12 protein-coding genes are annotated in these 17,498 nt (G+C 29.8%); all 12 read left to right on the forward strand.

The annotated features are described in order from the left end of the window. Positions 1 to 143 precede the first annotated feature (143 nt). Positions 144 to 4,730 carry a glutamate synthase large subunit gene (gene gltB, locus ACRDBA_RS06220; protein ID WP_438572064.1) on the forward strand — a complete coding sequence of 1,529 codons (4,587 nt, stop codon included), beginning with the start codon at positions 144 to 146 and terminating at the stop codon, positions 4,728 to 4,730. 13 nt (positions 4,731 to 4,743) lie between these two features. Continuing rightward, positions 4,744 to 6,213 carry a glutamate synthase subunit beta gene (locus tag ACRDBA_RS06225; RefSeq protein ID WP_438572065.1) on the forward strand — a complete coding sequence of 490 codons (1,470 nt, stop codon included), beginning with the start codon at positions 4,744 to 4,746 and terminating at the stop codon, positions 6,211 to 6,213. A 376-nt stretch (positions 6,214 to 6,589) separates the two neighbouring features. Further along, the gene (locus ACRDBA_RS06230; protein ID WP_438572066.1) at positions 6,590 to 8,836 is read left to right on the forward strand and encodes a molybdopterin-containing oxidoreductase family protein; all 2,247 of its coding nucleotides are present in this window, start codon (positions 6,590 to 6,592) and stop codon (positions 8,834 to 8,836) included. A gap of 28 nt (positions 8,837 to 8,864) precedes the next feature. Further along, positions 8,865 to 9,386 (forward strand): 4Fe-4S dicluster domain-containing protein, encoded by a 522-nt coding sequence (locus ACRDBA_RS06235; protein WP_438572067.1) that lies wholly within the window; start codon positions 8,865 to 8,867, stop codon positions 9,384 to 9,386. Between the two features lie 70 nt (positions 9,387 to 9,456). Then, positions 9,457 to 10,506, forward strand: coding sequence for a 4Fe-4S binding protein (locus ACRDBA_RS06240; RefSeq protein WP_438572068.1), 1,050 nt, complete (start codon positions 9,457 to 9,459; stop codon positions 10,504 to 10,506). A gap of 25 nt (positions 10,507 to 10,531) precedes the next feature. Further along, positions 10,532 to 11,194, forward strand: coding sequence for a TorD/DmsD family molecular chaperone (locus tag ACRDBA_RS06245; RefSeq protein ID WP_438572069.1), 663 nt, complete (start codon positions 10,532 to 10,534; stop codon positions 11,192 to 11,194). Positions 11,195 to 11,258: 64 nt separating this feature from the next. Beyond that, complete coding sequence (locus ACRDBA_RS06250; protein WP_438572070.1) at positions 11,259 to 11,447, forward strand: twin-arginine translocase TatA/TatE family subunit; 189 nt, start codon at positions 11,259 to 11,261, stop codon at positions 11,445 to 11,447. 38 nt (positions 11,448 to 11,485) lie between these two features. Then, a complete protein-coding gene (tatC, locus tag ACRDBA_RS06255) occupies positions 11,486 to 12,226 on the forward strand; it encodes a twin-arginine translocase subunit TatC (protein WP_438572071.1) in 741 nt (246 codons plus the stop codon). Between the two features lie 160 nt (positions 12,227 to 12,386). Continuing rightward, entirely contained in the window at positions 12,387 to 14,561 is a 2,175-nt protein-coding gene (locus ACRDBA_RS06260; RefSeq protein ID WP_438572072.1) for a choice-of-anchor I family protein, read from the forward strand. A gap of 199 nt (positions 14,562 to 14,760) precedes the next feature. Continuing rightward, a complete protein-coding gene (gene amrA / locus ACRDBA_RS06265) occupies positions 14,761 to 16,161 on the forward strand; it encodes an AmmeMemoRadiSam system protein A (RefSeq protein ID WP_438572073.1) in 1,401 nt (466 codons plus the stop codon). Next, complete coding sequence (amrS, locus tag ACRDBA_RS06270; protein WP_438572074.1) at positions 16,151 to 17,053, forward strand: AmmeMemoRadiSam system radical SAM enzyme; 903 nt, start codon at positions 16,151 to 16,153, stop codon at positions 17,051 to 17,053. Before amrA ends, amrS begins: the two co-directional genes overlap by 11 nt. Positions 17,054 to 17,223: 170 nt before the next feature. Next, positions 17,224 to 17,490, forward strand: a complete 267-nt coding sequence (locus tag ACRDBA_RS06275; RefSeq protein ID WP_438572075.1) for a metal-sensing transcriptional repressor — start codon at positions 17,224 to 17,226, stop codon at positions 17,488 to 17,490. Positions 17,491 to 17,498: the final 8 nt, after the last annotated feature.

The raw sequence follows: 17,498 nt of genomic DNA on the forward strand, positions 1-17,498 counted from the left end.
AAATAATCAGAAAATATTGACAAAAAATAATATTATTAATATACTTAAAATACAAATATTATTGACAATGAGGTCAAAGTAGCATGGGGCTACTTTGACCTTTTTTTTATACCTAAGCTCAAATTATATAGGAGGTAGTATATATGAATAGAAGTTATTTAGAAAATAAAGGCTTATACCAACCATCATTTGAACATGATGCTTGTGGTATTGGGGCTATTGCAAATATAAAAGGTTTAAAATCACATAAAATAGTTGAGGATGCACTTACTATCTTAGAAAATTTAGAACATAGGGGGGGAACAGGTGCTGAAGAAAACACTGGAGATGGTGCAGGAATTTTAATGCAAATTCCACATAGATTTTTTAAAGAGGCTACTCAAAAGTTAGGGTTTATATTACCAAATGAAGGTGATTATGCTGTAGGTATGTTTTTCTTACCTAGAAATATAGATGCTAAAAAAGAAGCAAAAAAAATATTTGAAGAATCAGTAAAAAGAGAAGGCTTAGAATTTATTACATGGAGAAAGGTTCCTTTAAATCCTAATGGTCTTGGAAAAACAGCATTAGAAGTAATGCCGGAAATTGAACAAGCTTTTATTAAAAGACCTATAGAATCAAAGAGTATTTTAGATTTTGAAAGAAGATTATATGTTTTAAGAAGAGTAGTTGAAAAAAAGGTAGATAAAAATCAATTAATAAAGAGAGATTTATTTTATATATCATCCCTTTCTTGTAGAACTATAGTTTATAAGGGAATGCTTTTATCTAGGCAACTTAGAAACTTTTATTTAGATTTAGGAAACGAAAAAGTAGAAAGTGCCATAGTTTTAGTTCACTCAAGATATAGTACAAACACCTTCCCAAGCTGGGATAGGGCACATCCTAATAGATATATAATTCATAATGGTGAAATTAATACATTAAGAGGAAATGTAAATAAGATATATTCAAGAGAAAGTAGCTTAAATTCAAAGGTATTAGGAGATGAACTTACAAAGGTATTGCCAATAATAAATAAAGAAGGGTCAGATTCAGCAATATTAGATAATACCTTAGAATTCTTAACTATGAATGGTAGAGATTTAATGAGATCAGTTATGATGATGATTCCAGAGCCTTGGGCAAAGTCAAATACTATGAGTAACGAGAAAAAGGAATTTTATGAATATAATGCAACTATGATGGAGCCATGGGATGGTCCATCAGCAATAGTATTTACAGATGGAGAAAAGTTAGGAGCTGTTTTAGATAGAAATGGATTAAGGTCAGCTAGATATTATATTACAGATGATGACCATTTAATACTTTCATCTGAAGTTGGTGCTTTAGATATAGATAGTTCAAAAGTAATATTAAAAAATAGATTAGCTCCAGGAAAGATGCTTCTTGTAGATACATTAGAAGGAAGAGTAGTTCCTGATGATGAGTTAAAAAGTAAATATTCTAATGAAAAACCATATGGAGATTGGTTAAAGGAAGAATTAGTTAAGCTTGAAGATGTAGAAATTAATGGATCATTAGAAAAGCATTTAGAAGAAGAGCAAAGAATAATAAATCAAAAGGTATTTGGATTTACCTATGATGATGTGAAAAATAATATTTTACCAATGGCAGAAAGGGGAGAAGAGCCTCTTTCTGCAATGGGAGTTGATACACCAATAGCTGTTTTATCAGAAAAGCCACAGCCATTATTTAATTATTTTAAACAGCTATTTGCACAAGTTACTAATCCGCCAATAGATGCTATAAGAGAAGAAATAGTAACTGCAACTAATGTATATATAGGAACAGAGGGAAATATATTAGAAGATACAAAGGAAAACTGCAGACAAATAAGAATAGAAAGTCCAATTCTTTCAAATGAGGATTTATTAAAAATAAAAAATTTAAATAAAGAAGGATTTAATGTAAAAACAATTTCAATATTATTTGATAAAAATAGTGGAGAAAATGCTTTAGAAGATGCATTAGAGAATTTATTTAACAAAGTAGATAATGCTTATGATGAAGGATATAACTTATTTATTTTAAGTGACAGAGGGATGTCAAAGGATAAGATAGCAATACCATCATTATTAGCAGCTTCAGGATTACATCATCATTTAGTAAGAATAGGAAGAAGAACTTCTGTATCAATAATAGTAGAAAGTGGGGAACCAAGAGAAATACATCATTTTGCAACTATATTAGGATTTGGAGCTTCAGCAGTAAATCCATATATGGTTTATGAATCAATAAATGGATTAATAGAAGATGGTTTATTAGATGATTCTTATGAAAAAGGAGTTTATAACTTTAATAAGGCTGCATTAAAAGGTTTAGTTAAGATAATCTCTAAAATGGGGATATCAACTATTCAATCCTATGAAGGAGCTCAAATTTTTGAGGCACTAGGAATTAATGAAGAGGTTGTAAATAAATACTTTACAAACACGACTACTAGAATAGGTGGTATTGGATTAAAGGAAATTCAAAAAGAAACTCAACTGAGACATGAAAGTGTTCATGATAAGAGAGGATTAAATGTTGAGCTATCTTTAGATTCAGTTGGAACTGATAAAGCAAGAAGTAATAAAGAAAAGCATTTATATAATCCATTAGTAATTCATAAACTACAGGATGCTACTAAAAGAGGTGATTATAAAACCTTTAAGGAATATACAAGCTTATTAGATAATGATAAATCAATACTTAATTTAAGGGGATTAATGGACTTTGACTTTGGAGAATATGAAATTCCAATTGAGGAAGTAGAACCTATTGAATCAATAGTAAAAAGATTTAAAACTGGAGCAATGTCTTATGGGTCTATTTCACAAGAAGCACATGAAACTTTAGCAATTGCAATGAACAGAATTGGAGGGAAATCTAATACTGGTGAAGGTGGAGAAGATTCTTCAAGATGGATAGCTGATGAAAATGGTGATTTAAGAAGATCAGCTATAAAGCAAATTGCAGCAGGTAGATTTGGGGTAACATCCGAATACTTAGTTAATGCAGATGAGCTTCAAATAAAAATGGCTCAAGGAGCAAAACCTGGTGAAGGTGGACAGTTACCGGCTAAAAAGGTGTATCCATGGGTAGCAAAAGCAAGACACTCAATTACAGGTGTAGGATTAATATCACCTCCACCACACCATGATATATATTCTATTGAAGACTTAGCTCAATTAATATTTGACCTTAAAAATTCCAATATTTATTCAAGAATATCAGTTAAGCTTGCTTCAGAATGTGGAGTTGGGACTGTTGCAGCTGGTGTAGCTAAGGCTGGTGCAGAAGTTATATTAGTATCAGGATATGATGGAGGAACAGGGGCATCGCCAAGAACATCATTACATCATGCAGGTCTTCCATGGGAATTAGGACTTGCTGAGGCTCAACAAACATTAATGCTTAATAATTTAAGAGATAGAGTAATTATTGAAACAGATGGTAAGCTTATGACAGGTAGAGATGTAGCAATTGCTTGCTTATTAGGGGCAGAAGAATTTGGATTTGCAACAGCTCCATTAGTAGCATTGGGTTGCGTTATGATGAGAGTTTGTAATCAAGATACTTGCCCTGTAGGTATAGCTACTCAAAATAAGGAATTAAGAAAAAACTTTAAGGGGAAAGCTGATTATGTAGTAAACTTTATGTACTTTATAGCTCAAGAGCTAAGAGAATATATGGCTAAGATAGGCTTTAGAACTATTGAAGAAATGGTTGGTAGAGTAGATAAGCTTAAACAAAAAAAAGATATTAAAAACTGGAAGGCTAAGACTGTTGATTTAAGTAATATTATTTATAGATGTTCAGATTGTTTAAATAAGGAAAGTAAGTTTGATAGAACTAAAACTTTTAATCATCATAAATTAGAATCTGTGTTAGATACAACTTTATTATTAAAAGAAGCATTAAAAGCTTTAAGTAATGGAGAAAATCTTGATATAGAAATTGATGTAAAAAACACAGATAGAACTTTAGGAACAATATTAGGTTCAGAAGTTACAAGAAGATATAAAGAAAAGGGATTACCAGAAGATACTTTAAGAATAAGATGTCATGGTGCGGCTGGACAAAGCTTTGGGGCATTTATTCCAAATGGACTTACTTTAGAAGTTATTGGTGATGCTAATGACTATTTAGGTAAGGGGCTATCCGGTGGAAAGATAATAGTATATCCACCTAAAAATATAAAGTTTAAAGCTGATGAAAATATTATAGTTGGTAATATAGGAATGTATGGAGCAACATCAGGAAAAATGTTTATTAATGGTGTAGCAGGAGAAAGATTTGCAGTAAGAAATTCGGGAGCAACAACTGTTGTAGAAGGAATAGGATCTCATGGTTGTGAATATATGACAGGAGGAACTGTTGTTATTTTAGGGGATACAGGAATAAATTTTGCAGCAGGCATGAGTGGAGGATTAGCTTACGTATTAGATAATGGAGACAATTTTGAGCCTAAGGTTAATAAACAAATGGTAGATGTAGAGAAATTAGATAACAATGATTTAGAAATAGTTAAAGCATTAGTTAAAGAACATGTGGTAGAAACTAATTCAACTAAGGGAAAATTGGTTTTAGAGAAGTTTGATGAGTTAAAAGATAAATTTAAAAAGGTTATTCCAAGAGATTATAAGAGAATGTTAAATATAGTAGAAGAAATGGAAAGTAAAGGGCTAGAAGGTGAAGAAGCTTTAATAGCCGCTTTTTATGAAAATGTAAAGGTAAATAATTAAGGGGGCATGAAAAATGGGAAAATCAACAGGTTTTTTAGAGTTTTCACAAAAAAGGGGAAATAATAATGCCCCTTTAGATAGATTAAATGATTGGAGTGAATTTCATAATTTACTTCCTAAGGATGAACAAGAAGTTCAAGGTGCTAGATGTATGGATTGTGGTGTTCCTTTTTGCCAATCAGGTATATTAATTAATGGAATGGTTTCAGGATGTCCTATAAATAATCTTATTCCAGAATGGAATGATTTAATTTACAGAGGTAAATGGGAGTTAGCTCTTAAAAGATTATTAAAGACTAACAACTTCCCAGAGTTTACAGGGAGAGTATGTCCTGCACCTTGTGAAAAAGCATGCACTGTATCATTAAATGGAAATTGTGTAACTATAAAGGATAATGAAAGAAGTATAATAGACAGAGCCTTTGAAGAAGGAATAATAAAGGCTAATCCACCAAAGGTTAGAAGTGATAAAAAAGTAGCTGTTATTGGTTCAGGACCAGCAGGATTAGCAGCAGCAGATACATTAAATAAAAGAGGTCATAATGTAACTGTTTTTGAAAGAAATGATAGAATTGGTGGATTATTAATGTATGGTATTCCTAATATGAAGCTTGATAAAGGTGTAATTGAAAGAAGAGTAAATTTAATGAAGGCTGAAGGTATAGAATTTATAACTAATGCAAATATAGGGAAAAATTACTCTGAAGAAAAAATATTAAAAGAATTTGATTCTATAGTTTTAGCAACCGGAGCTACTATGCCAAGAGATTTAAATGTTACAGGAAGAGACCTTAAAGGAGTTTATTTTGCAGTAGACTTTTTAAGTAAAAACACTAAGAGCTTATTAGATAGTAATTTAGAAGATAACAATTATATTTCTGCAAAGGATAAAAATGTTATTGTAATTGGTGGAGGGGATACGGGAACAGATTGCGTAGCAACTTCATTAAGACATGGATGTAAATCTTTAGTTCAATTTGAGATAATGCAAAAGCCAGCTACTACTAGAGGGGATGAAAATCCATGGCCGCAATGGCCTAAAATATTAAATACTGATTATGGTCAAGAAGAGTTTATTGAGAAGTATGGAGAAGATCCAAGAATGTATTGTACTACAGTAAAAACTTTAGTTGGTGATAATGGTATTTTAAAAGAAGCTATAACAGTAGATGTTGAATGGGTTAAAAATGAAAAAGGGTATGTTATACCTAAGGAAATAAAAGGAACAGAAAAAAGTTGGAAGGCAGACTTAATCTTATTAGCAATGGGATTTGTGGGGACAGAAGAATATAATATTAATAGTTTTGGGTTAGAAAGAGATGGAAGAAACAATATTAAGGGTGAATATGGAGATTTTAAAACTAACAAAGAAAAGATATTTGTAGCAGGAGATGCAAGAAGAGGGCAATCTTTAGTAGTATGGGCAATAAACGAAGGAAGAGAAGCTGCAAATAAGGTAGATGAATATTTAAGTTTAATTTAAATAGTAAGATTTTTAGGAGAAGAGAATTCAATTTATTTGAATTCTCTTTTTATATTGATAAGTAATTTTATAAAAATAAAAAAATAGAATATTTTTGAAATAAATATAAAATAATATAATTATTTTCAGTAATTTTTAAATAATAATAAAAAAACCATATCTAACATTGTCATAAATCATCGAATATGTTAAAATAATAACACTTTGAGTTAAAAAAATAACAAAACTTAATAAATTTTGTTATCGTTTAAATTATTTGTTTACTGCAATGATTTTATTTATATTTTAATAATTACAACAAATAAATCTTAAAGTTTATAGAATGTTTATTCTATAAGATTAAATACGTTAAGTATATTTTACAAGGGGGATATTAATGTCTAAGGAAAGAAGATGGGAAAAATTCCTAAACAACATTAAATTATCAAGACGTAGTTTTTTAAAGGTTTCAGCAGCTACAACGGGAGCAGCAGCTTTAACAACATTAACTGGATGTGGTAAGGAAGAAGAAGCAACTTATGAAATACCACAAAATACAAAGCCAGAAAAGTTTACAACAGAAGGACAATGGATAAAAAGTACTTGTCCAAGAAACTGTCATGATACTTGTTCAATAAAGACTCAAGTAGTTGATGGTAAGGTTATAAGAATTAAGGGTGGAGATAATCCATATACAGGTGGAAATGTTTGTGTAAAAATGAATCACTACGTGAACTATTTATACAATCCAGATAGACTTATGTATCCAATGAAGCGTGTAGGTAAAAAAGGTGAAGGTAAGTTTGAAAGAATTTCTTGGGATGAAGCATACAAAGCTATTGCTAAAAATACTAAGAAAGTTATAAAAGAATATGGTCCAAATGCTATATTACCATATTTCTATTCAGGAACATTAGGTTATGTTTCAAACTACTCTATACCAGCTCGTTACTTTAATAAGCTTGGAGCAGCAGGAACTTTAGGTAAGATTTGTTTAGCAACAGGGCAAGCAGCTATTCCATATACTTATGGAGCAGAAATAGGGGTGGACCCAGAAGAATACGCAAATACAAAGCTATATGTTTCATGGGGAACAAATGAAGCAGCAACTGGAGTTCATCAAGTTAAATTTATTAAGCAGTGTAAAGAAAATGGTGGGAAAATAGTAGTTGTAAACTCAACTCCAACACCAGTATCACAATATGCTGATATATTTATAAGACCAAAGCCAGGAACAGATGCAGCTTTAGCATTAGCTGTAATTAATATAATAATTACAGAAAATCTTCATGATAAAGAGTTTGTTGAACAATATACACATGGTTTTGAAGAGCTAAAGGTAGAAGCAGCTAAGTACACAGTAGATAAGGCTTCACAAATAACAGGAGTAGCTCCTGAGCAAATAATAGAATTTGCTAGAATGTATGGACAAACTAAGCCTTCAATTATCCGTATTGGATATGGTATTCAACGTCGTACTAATGGTGGATCAATTATAAGACCTATTACTTTCTTACCAGCATTAACTGGAAATATAGGTACAGGTGCAAATGCAGGATATGCATTCTTCAATATGCATACTTGGGCAGTAGATTGGGATGTTCTTGGAGCAACACATTTAAATACAAATGAAAACCCAAGAGCTATAAATATGATAGAAGTTAGTAAGGCACTAACTGGAGAATTAGAATCAACTAAAGAAACTCCAATCAAGCAAATGTTTGTTTTTGTTGCAAATCCAATGGCTTCAACACCAAACGTTGAAAAAACTCGTAAGGGATTAGAAAGAGAAGACTTATTTACAGTAGTTTCTGATATATTCCATACAGATACTGTTGATTATGCTGATATAGTTTTACCTGCAAGTACATTATTTGAGCAAGATGATTTAAATCAAGCATACTTATCATGGTATATAAGCTTAAATGAAAAAGCAATTGAGCCGTTAGGTGAATGTAAATCAAATGTAGATATGTTTAAGGGATTAGCAAAAGCAATGGGATTTGATGATCCAGAATTTGATTTAACAACTGAAGAAATAATAAGAGAAACATTAGAAAATGCAGGGGATATATTTAATGGATTAACTTATGAAGATTTAAAGGAAAAGCATTGGTATAAGGTAACTCCAGGAGTTCCATATGCAGACAAGAAGTTCCCAACACCATCTGGAAAAATAGAATTCTATTCAGAAAAGATAAAAGAAGATGCAGGGTTACATCCAGTAGCTGAATATGTACCTGAAAGAGAATCAAAAGAAGGTAGTCCAGAGCTTTATGCTAAATATCCATTATCATTTATGACATTACATACTAAGAACTTAATAAATGGACAAATGTCACAATTACCTCATATCCAAGCTGTTGCAGGGGAACCATTATTATTTATGAATCCAGTAGATGCAGAAGCTCGTGGAATAAATGATGGTGATATGGCTACTGTAAAAAATGATCGTGGAGATTGTAACTTAAAGGTTAAAATAACTTCAGAAAGAGTACTTCCAGGAGTAGTATTATCTTATGCTTGTCCATGGGGGAAACTAAATGGTGGAAGAAATATTAACTCAACTACATCAGAAGAGGTTTCTGATATAGGAGATGGATCAACATTCCATTCAAATCTAGTAGAAGTAGTTAAAGCATAATATAGCTTAGGAAGGACGGTTAATATATATGGCAAAGCAATTAGGATTTTTACTTGACCAAAGATATTGTATAGGATGTCAAGGTTGTCAAACAGCATGTCAAGCGGCTAATTATTCTGAACCAGGAGAATTTTTACGTGTAGCAGATAACTTTGAAGTAAAGGATAATGGACCATACTTAACAGTTGGATGTTGCCACTGTGAAAAGCCAGCATGTGCTGAAAATTGCCCAGTAGGAGCAATTACAAAAGATGCTGAAACTGGTATAGTTTCAACAGATTACAAAACATGTGTTGGATGTAAGACTTGTATAAAGGTATGTCCTTATGATTCACCAAAGTTTAATGAAACTAAGAAGGTTTCACATAAATGTGATTTCTGTAAGGATCGTCTTGCAGCAGGTGAAGAACCAGCTTGTGTAGAAGCATGCCCGGTTAAGGTTTTAACTTTTGGAGATCTTGCTGAACTAGATAAGGTTGGAGTAAAGGAAGGTCATGACTTTACAGTTGAAGCTACAAATCCTTCAATGAGATTTATAGTAAGAAAATAATTTAAGTAAGAATATCTTTATTAGTCAGATACTTTAGTCTGACTAATAAAGATTAATATTTAGGAGCAATATGATAAGTAGTTTAATATCTCGATATATGATAGATAAGATAACCACAAAAGAAACACCATCTCTTAGAAAAAATAGATGTATAAATAGTCTTCAAAAAAGAGAGAAGTGTGAGCTATGTAAAGAGTGTTGTAAGGATAAAGCTATTTCTATGGAAAATGGATTAGAAATAGATGATGAAAAGTGTTCGAATTGTGGGACTTGCATTTCAGTATGCCCAACAGGAACATTTGTACCAATGATTGAAGTAGTTGAAAAACAATATAATGCAATAAATAAATCAGATGATATTATTATTAGCTGTTCATTAGAAGCTGAAACTACTGATTTAAAGGTTAATTGTTTAGCATCATTACCATGGGAGTTTCTTGCATATGTAGCTATAGATAATAATATTAAATTATTAGTTAAAAAATGTGAACATTGCAAGGAAGAAAGACTTAAAAAACAAATTGGACTTAACTTAGAAAGACTAAAGATATTTTTAGGTGAAGATGAATTTAATGGAAGAGTTACCATAATAAATGATTATGAAAAACTACCTACGCGCGAATATACTAGAAGAGAATTATTTAAAATGTGGGGAGAAGAATCAAAGAGATTAATGACTAATGTTGCACCTATAAAAATTGAGCAAAATAAAAATGCAAAGATTTATCGTAGTTTGTTATTAAATAAATTAAAGGGTAAAGAAATATTTACGAAAGATAAAGATAAGTATGGCTGGTGTGGAATAGATGTAAATGATAAATGTTGGGGATGTGGAATTTGCGCTAGGATATGTCCACAGGTAGCTATAGAAGTAAAAAGTGATGAAAATGGAAAAAGAAAGTTTATTCATAACTATACTAGATGTACTCATTGTGGTTTATGTAGTTTAGTGTGCTTAGATAAAGCTCCAAGTCAAGTTATAAGAAAAGGCGATGGCATTGAAGTATTTAAGGAATTTGAGGTAACGTCATTATCTTGTTTAGTGTGTAATGACCCTATAAAGGTTGAAGATGGAGATAAATGTATAGTATGCAAGAGAAAAGAAAAGGCTTCGTACTAAGATAACAAATGAGGAGGAGTAATAAATGAATGATACTACTTTATTAAAAGAATTTATGGAATATAGATGCGGAATGTATTTTTGGTTAAAAAACTTATATGTTAGTGAACCAAGTACAAGCACTTTAATGGATGTAGCTGATGTTTGTAAGGAGCAAGTTATAACAGATGAGATTCCTGGTTATGAGAGTGATTTTATATCATATTTTTCAAGTTTAAGTAAAGAAGGTTTAGAGGAATTACATAAGGAAATAAAAGTTGAATATGCAAGATTATTTTTTGGACCTAAAAGAATTCCAGCTCCACCATATGAATCAGTTTATAGAACTGTTAAAAAGCATATGTTTGGAGAAACAACAATACAAGTCAGAAGGCTTTATGAAAATGCAGGCCTTGAAATAGAAAAGAAAAATAATGTTCCAGATGATTTTATAGGTTTTGAATTAGAGTTTATGTATTACTTAAGCTATGAGACTGTAAAAGCTATTAAGGATGAAAATGAAGAAATGTTAGAAAAACTATTAAAGTATCAAAATCATTTCTTAAAAGAACATTTAACGGTTTGGATAGGTAAATTTACAAAAAATATTGTAGATAATACTACAATTGATTATTTTAAAGTTACTGCAAATTGTATAAATGGATTTATTGAAGACGACTATAATTTCCTTTCTAATCTATTAGGATAGAGGGAATTTAATATAAAAAATAATTAAGTTTAAAAATAGAAAGAAAATAACGGAGGTAAAAAATATGTTTGGAAAATTAGGTGCTGGGGAATTAATATTAATATTATGTATAGCTCTTGTGGTATTTGGACCATCAAAGTTACCACAAATAGGAAAGTCAATGGGACAAGCTATAAGAGAATTCCGTAAAGGAACAACACAAATACAAAAAGAAGTTACAAGTTTAGTAGAAGACGAAGCAGATGCAAAATAATAGTTTACTTATAGAATTGTTTTTAAGGGGGTAATACAATGAGTAGCAAGGATAAACAATTATCTATTATAGATCATTTAACTGAATTTAGAAGAAGATTAACAATAATTGCTATAGTAAATCTTGTAGCAGCCCTTTTATGTTATCAATATGTAGATATAATAGTTAAGTATATCTTAGAGTTAAGCAAGGGAATGAATCTTGTATATATTGCTCCATCAGAGCTTTTTATAGTATATGTTAAATTAGCTCTTACTTGTGGTGTTATTATAAGTTCACCAATAACATTATTACAAATATGGTTATTTATATGTAAGGGACTCTATAAAAAAGAAAAAATATATATAATACTTTCATTAATATTAGGAATAATATTTTTTGCAGGAGGCGTAGTTTTTTGTTATGAGGTAGTTTTACCTATAACAATTAATTTCTTTATAAATATTCAGGTACCTGGAATAAAGTCAATGGTATCAGTAGATGCCTTTGTTTCATTTATTAGCACTATGCTTTTATGTTTTGGTGCTGTATTTGAAATGCCTATAGTAGTACTTTTATTATCTATGGTAGGTTTAGTAAAACCAGACTTTTTATTAAAAAAGCAGCCGGTATTTATTATTATACTTTTCGTAGTGGCAGCATTTATAACACCACCAGATGTAGTGTCACAAATGTTCCTTGGAATACCTATGGTATTATTATTTGAGTTAAGTATAGGAATATCATGGCTTGTAGATAAAATAAAAACTAATAAAAGAAAAAAGCTAGAAAGCATTTAATAAATATGAAAATTAAATAATTACATAAAATAAACTCTGATTAGTGTCAGAGTTTAATTTTTTATTTTTAACAAATGTTAAAATGACATAACATCTTCTTAATATAGTCATTACTTTTAATCGTTAGAATAAAGATAATTATATGTTAAGGAGATTTTTTATGATTAAAAATAAGATATACAAAAGACTGATTTGTGCTATGACATTAGGAGTATTATTAAGCGGAAGTTTTACAGGAACATTTGTAAATGCATTAAATGAAAGTAATAATACATTAGAAATAGAAAAAATTGCAGGATTTTTCACAGGAAATAGTAGTGAAGATGGTGGAGCAGCTGAAATAGTGAAATATAATAAGGACAATAATAAATTTTATGTTATAAATGGTATAGCTTCTAAGATACATATCGTAAGCATTGATGGAATTAAAGATGGTAAGTCAGAGCTAAAGGAAGAAAAAACAATAGATGTAAAGGAATTTGTTGAAGAAAATGGATTTGTTTATGGAGATATAACTAGTATTTCTATAAGTAATGAAAGAAAAGAAATAGCAGTTTCAGTGCAAGAAAAATCATATAATAAAGATGGGAAAGTAGTAGTAGTAGACTATGAAGGAAACTTAAAAGAAATTTATGATTGTGGTATACAACCTGACATGGTTACATATACTCCAAATTCACAATACATATTAGTAGCTAACGAGGGAGAACCAAGACATGGATACGGTGAAGGTATAGAAGATCCACAGGGAACTACAACCATTATAGATATTAATAACAAAACTAGTAAATTAGTTACTTTTGAAAAGTTTGATGAAAATAGAGAACAGTTACTAGCTAACAAAGTAATATTAAAAAAGGATGCTAAGCCATCAGAGGATTTAGAGCCAGAATATATAGCTGTAGATTCAGAAAGTAAGTTAGCATATATAAGTCTTCAAGAAAATAATGCAATTGCAACATTAGATATAGAAAAAGGTGAATTTATATCAGTTAAAGGATTAGGATTTAAAGACCATTCACAAGAAAGAAATGCTATAGACGTAGTAAAGGATGGTAAAATAAATATTAAAACTGAAGAAAACTTGTATGGTGTTTATATGCCAGATGGAATAAGCTTATATGAGTTAAATGGTAAAAAGTACATTTTAACTGCTAATGAAGGTGATGGAAGAGAATATGTTGTAGAAGATTTCCCTCATATACAAGAAGAAAATCAGTTTAAGGGAATTAAATCTATAAAAATTAGTGGTGAAAAAGTAGATGCTCTTGATAACTCAAAGCATGATGGATTAGAAGAAGATAAAAATTATATTTTAGGTGGACGTTCATTTTCTATATGGGATGCAGAAACTATGGAACAAGTATTTGATAGTGGAAGTGAATTTGAAAATATAATAGCAGATAGATTACCAGAATACTTTAACTGTTCAAATAAAAATCGTACTTTAGATAATAGAAGTGGTAAAAAAGGTCCTGAAGCAGAAGAAGTAAGAATAGGTAAGGCTGGAGATAAAGTTTATGCATTTATTGGTATAGAAAGGGTTGGAGGAGTAATGGCATATGATATTACTAATCCTAATGAAGCAACCTTTGTAAATTATACTAATACAAGAGATTTTTCAGAAGATATATTAGGTGATGTATCTTCTGAAGGAATAGATTTTATTTCAGCTGAAAATAGTGAAACAGGATATCCATTAGTAGTAATAGCAAATGAAGTTAGTGGTACAGTTTCAGTTTTAGAAGTTAAAGATGGTTATGTAGCACCAAGTGATGTTATAAATAAGGAAGCTGCACAAGTAGTAATAAATAAGATAAATGAAATACCTAATGAAGTTACTTTAGAAGATAAAAATTATATATTAGAAGTAAGAAATAGCTATGAGAAGCTTACAACAGAGCAAAAGGATTTAGTTTCTAATGTAGACAAACTTATAAATGCAGAAAATAAAATAAAAGAACTTGAAAAAGCAGAAGAAGAAAAAAATGAAGACATAAAGGCGGCGCAAAAAGTAGAAGATTTAATAAATACTCTACCAGAGAAAATTAAAATAGAGGATAAGGTAAAAGTTGAAGAAGCAAGAAATGCTTATAATTCTTTAACTGAAGTACAAAAAAAATTAGTAAATAATATAGATAAGCTTCTTAAAGCAGAAGAAGAAATATTAAAGCTTGAAAATGGACAAACTAATAATGAACAAAACAATACTTCTACAGGAAAAGGTGAAAGCAATAAATTACCTAATACAGGTGGAACATCAAGTACTAGTACAGTATTATTAGGTTTATTAGCATCAATAGGTGGAGTTAGTATTTACAGAAAAAGAAAATAGATATAATTTGTAACATATAAATTATTGAATTAAAAGAGAGTTTAGTAAGGATAAATATTTTTACTAAGCTCTTTTTTAATTTACTATTTTTTATAGTATTAAATTAACAATCTTAACACAGAGATTACTAAATTAGATGAATAATAATCACTATAAAATATATATACTAATAGTTAGAGAATAATAAGGCGGTGAAGTTATGTTAGATTATTTTTTAATGCCACATCCTCCAATTATGATTCCCGAAGTTGGAAAAGGAAGAGAAGAAGATATAAGAATGACTATAGATAGCTGTAAATATATTGGTGATAAAATAGATAAATTAGATGTTGAAACAATTATTTTAGTGACACCTCATGGACCGGTGTTTAGAGATGGTATATCTATGTTTACATCTAAAAGTATTAGTGGAGATTTAAGTAAATTCGGAGCTCCACAAGTAAAGTTAGGATATGAAATAGATATAACCTTAACATCAGAAATAATAAAAAATTCAAATGAAAAGGGTATAGTAGTTGCAGATTTAAATGAAGATTCAGTAAAAAATTATGGAATTCCATTAGAATTAGATCATGGATCAATAATTCCACTGTATTACTTAAATAATAGTAAGGGATATAAGCTTGTTTCTATAACATATGGACTTTTATCTCCATTGGAGTTAGTTAAATTTGGAGAATGTATAAACAAGTCTGTTAATAACTTAGGTAAAAAAGCTGTATTTATTGCATCAGGAGATTTATCTCATAGGTTAATTGAAAATGGACCATATCCTTATACTCCATTAGGCAAAGAATTCGATAATAGTCTTATAAATACATTGGAAAGTGGAAATTTAAAAAAATTATTTTCTTTAGACAAAACTTTAGTAAATGAAGCAGGACAATGTGGGTTAAGATCCATTTATATACTTTCAGGAGCAATAGGTTCTACAACAGTTAAAAGTAAATTGTTAAGTTATGAAGGACCTTTAGGGGTTGGATATGGCGTTATGGAGTTTAAAGAAGACCAGGGATGTTTATTAGAAGAAATGTTATCTGAAAAAGAGTTAGAACATATAAGAAGAATAAATGAAGGAAATCCTTATACAAGATTAGCAAGAAAAAATTTAGATAGTTATTATAATAAAGGTATTTTGTTAAACTTAGAAGATGTTAAGGATAAAGAGTTAGTAGAAGAAAAAAAAGGAGTTTTTGTTTCTTTAAAAATTAATGGGGAGCTAAGGGGCTGTATAGGAACTATATCACCAACTACTAATTCAATTGCAGAAGAAATAATTAAAAATTCTATAAGTGCAGCTTTAAATGATCCGAGATTTTCGCAAGTAAAAAAGGAGGAGCTTTTAGAAATAGATATTTCTGTAGATTTATTGTATCCAGCTGAAAAAACTACATTTGAAGATTTAGATCCTAAGACTTACGGTGTAATTGTAACCTCAGGGGGCAAACGAGGATTATTATTACCTAATTTAGAAGGAGTAAATACAAGAGAACAGCAAGTTTCAATAGCTTTAGAAAAAGGTGGGATTTCACCAAATGAAAGGTATACCTTGGAGAGATTTAAAGTAGAAAGATATAGAGAGGTAGAGGATGATGATTAAGGAAGCATTATTTTATAATGTAGAAGATGGGAAAGTAAAATGTAATCTTTGTCCTCATAATTGTCTTATAAAAGAAGGGCACATAGGACTTTGTAATGTAAGAAAGGCAATGAAAGATGAAGAGGGGATTTTAAGACTATATACATTAAATTATGGTGAAGTAACGTCAGTTTCTATAGATCCAATAGAAAAGAAGCCTCTTTATAATTTCTATCCTAATTCAGAAATACTTTCTATAGGCTCATTTGGTTGTAATTTTAAATGTTCTTTTTGTCAAAACTATAGCATTTCACAATGTAAGTCAGAAAGTAAGTTTATTTCACCAGAACAAATAATAGAAATATCAATGACTAATAAGGATAATATGGGATTAGCCTTTACATATAATGAGCCTACAATTTGGTATGAATATGTTTTAGATGTTGCTAAAAAAATAAAAGAATTAAATCCTAATCATAAAGTAGTTCTTGTAACAAATGGTTATATTAATGAAGAGCCATTAAGAAATTTATTAGTATTTGTAGATGCTCTAAATATTGATTTAAAGGGTGGAGATGACTATTACAAAAAGTTATGTTTTGGAACTTTAAAGGAAGTAGAAAGAAGCATAAAAATAGCTTATGAGATGGGATGTCATATAGAAGTAACTACTCTTTTAGTTCCAGGAGAAAATACTGATGAAAAGACCTTAAGAAATATTGGTGATTTTTTAGCATCAATAGATAATAAGATTCCTCTTCATTTATCTAGATACTTCCCAAGATATAAAATGGATAATCCTTTAACTCCATTAGAAGAAATAAAAAAAAGCTATAATATATTAGGAGAGTATTTAGAAAATATATATTTAGGAAACTTACATAAAGAAGAATATGAATTTTGTATTGAATAAAAGATAATAATATTTATATAAAAGGTAGGCTATGTTGAAGTGCTCTTTATCTAATATACAGGGAGCGTATATCTTGGCTACCTTTTAAATTTAAAAAAATATATTGACAGAAAAAAATATAGGTATATAATAAACACATAGACACCCCCTAGGGGTGGGGAGGTATAAATATGAATGAAGAAAGAAAAAAAGCATTACAATCTTTAAAGACTGCAAGAGGTCAAATAGATGGAATAATAAAAATGATTGAAGAAGAAAGATATTGTGTTGATATATCTAATCAAATAGTTGCAGCTCAATCATTATTAAGAAAAGCAAATTTATTAATATTAAAAAGACATTTACACCATTGTGTTAAGGATGCTTGTATGAATGATAACGGGGAAGAAAAAATAGATGAAATAGTAAAAATTCTTGAAAAAGTAATGAGTAAATAATTTGGAGG

Origin of the sequence: Clostridium sp. (assembly GCF_051654825.1) — a bacterium.
In the GTDB taxonomy this organism is placed as follows: Bacteria; Bacillota; Clostridia; order Clostridiales; family Clostridiaceae; genus Clostridium.